General features: G+C 49.5%; 1 protein-coding gene. It reads left to right on the top strand.

Annotation, left to right across the window (positions count from 1 at the left end):
- A partial coding sequence (locus tag E4T79_RS10650) for a DUF6531 domain-containing protein (protein ID WP_228063858.1) occupies window positions 1–1,563 on the top strand: 1,563 nt, incomplete at both ends.

Raw genomic sequence — 1,563 nt, 5'->3', positions numbered from 1 at the left:
ACTATGGGCTGGTCGTCGCAGCGACCGACGAGGGTGCAGATGGCGGGGCTTTCTATACGACAGAGGCTACTGCTGAAAATGCGGGTCAGATTGGCTTTACTCCAGACAAGGCGCCCAGCCTTACCATTCAGTGGTCTGTGCCCGACCCTGTCGATATGAATTATGCGCTGGGTCAGACCACGATTAACCTGCGGACCATGGTCAAGACCGATAAGCAGGGCAAACTCCAGTTCCAAGGGGTCTTTGCGGATGGTCTCACGACCCCGGGTGCTCAAGTAGCCTACAGCTTGAGTGATGCTTCCAAGAACTACAGTGGTCACAGTCCTGCCAGCTATTCCTATAAGTATCCCAATACTAGCAGCTTTGAGTCCGCCTTTGAAGCAGGAACCACCAAGTATCGTGACAAACTATCTAACTGGCAGACCACTCATCCCTTTACAGATCCAGCGCTTAATACCCTCTATACCATCGATGCGGAAAGCCACAAAGAGGGTCAGTCTAGCGGGAAGAAGTCGAGCGATTCGTTTGTCATTTATAAGGTCACCCAATACGATACCTTACCGAAAATTGCGGCCTACTATGGCGTACCGCTCCATCAACTCGCGTTTGACAACCGGATCCAGGACATGTTGGTGGTCAAAAACAACACCCTTTTTATCCGCAATCCGAGAAAGAATGCCCACAAGCCCTATAATCCGCCCGCTCTCACAGACAAGACCAAGGCGGATGTGGACATGTTATTGATGGGACGGGGTCTCCACTGTGAATTTGGCTTTGAACCCATTAACCTCAACACAGGGAACTTCTATCTGGAGCGGGTGGACGTGTCTATCCCTGATATTGATGGCGACTTTGAAATTGCCCGGACCTATAACTCCAAAGCCGCAGGGATGAACAGTCTCTTTGGTCGAGGCTGGTCCTTTGCCTTTAATGAACAACTTTCTAGTGATGAGGACCAACACCTTCACTATACTCGCACAGATGGTTCAATCCTCAAATTTACCAAAGACGGCGATACCTACAAAGCTCCAGCGGGTTATGACTTGAAACTTGAAGTCAAGACCGTTGAAACCAAAGAGGGTGACTTCGGCGGGGAAGAAAAGGAGAAGTATGATGTCAAGGAGTATCGGATTACCGACAAGAACCATCAAGAAAAGGTCTTCAACTTCCACGGTCTTCTAATTAGCCAGACGGATGAAAAAGGCAATAAGACCACCTTTGACTACAATGAAAACTTCCAGCTCACCAAGGTGACCTCCCCAACTGGTCTTGTCTATGGGATTACTTACAATGAAGCAGGTACTATCGGTGCAATCCAACTCCCGAATGGCTCCACGCTTACCTATGAGTATGATGAGAATGGCTATCTGATCACCTATACCGATGCGATGGGGGTTCCGACTCGCTATGAGTATGACGATAGGGGTCGGATGACAGCTTGGGTTGACGGCAATGGCACCAAGGTTATTCAAAATGAGTATGATGACGAGAACCGGGTGACCAAGCAGACCGACGGAACAGGAGCGGTCTCAACCTTAGCTTATAGCGATGGTCAGACCATCA

The sequence above is a fragment of the Streptococcus sp. LYSM12 genome, from assembly GCF_004569635.1.
Classification (GTDB): Bacteria; Bacillota; Bacilli; order Lactobacillales; family Streptococcaceae; genus Streptococcus.
The sequence above is the reverse complement of the archived record's forward strand: the minus strand, read 5'-3'. Positions and strand labels throughout refer to the sequence as shown.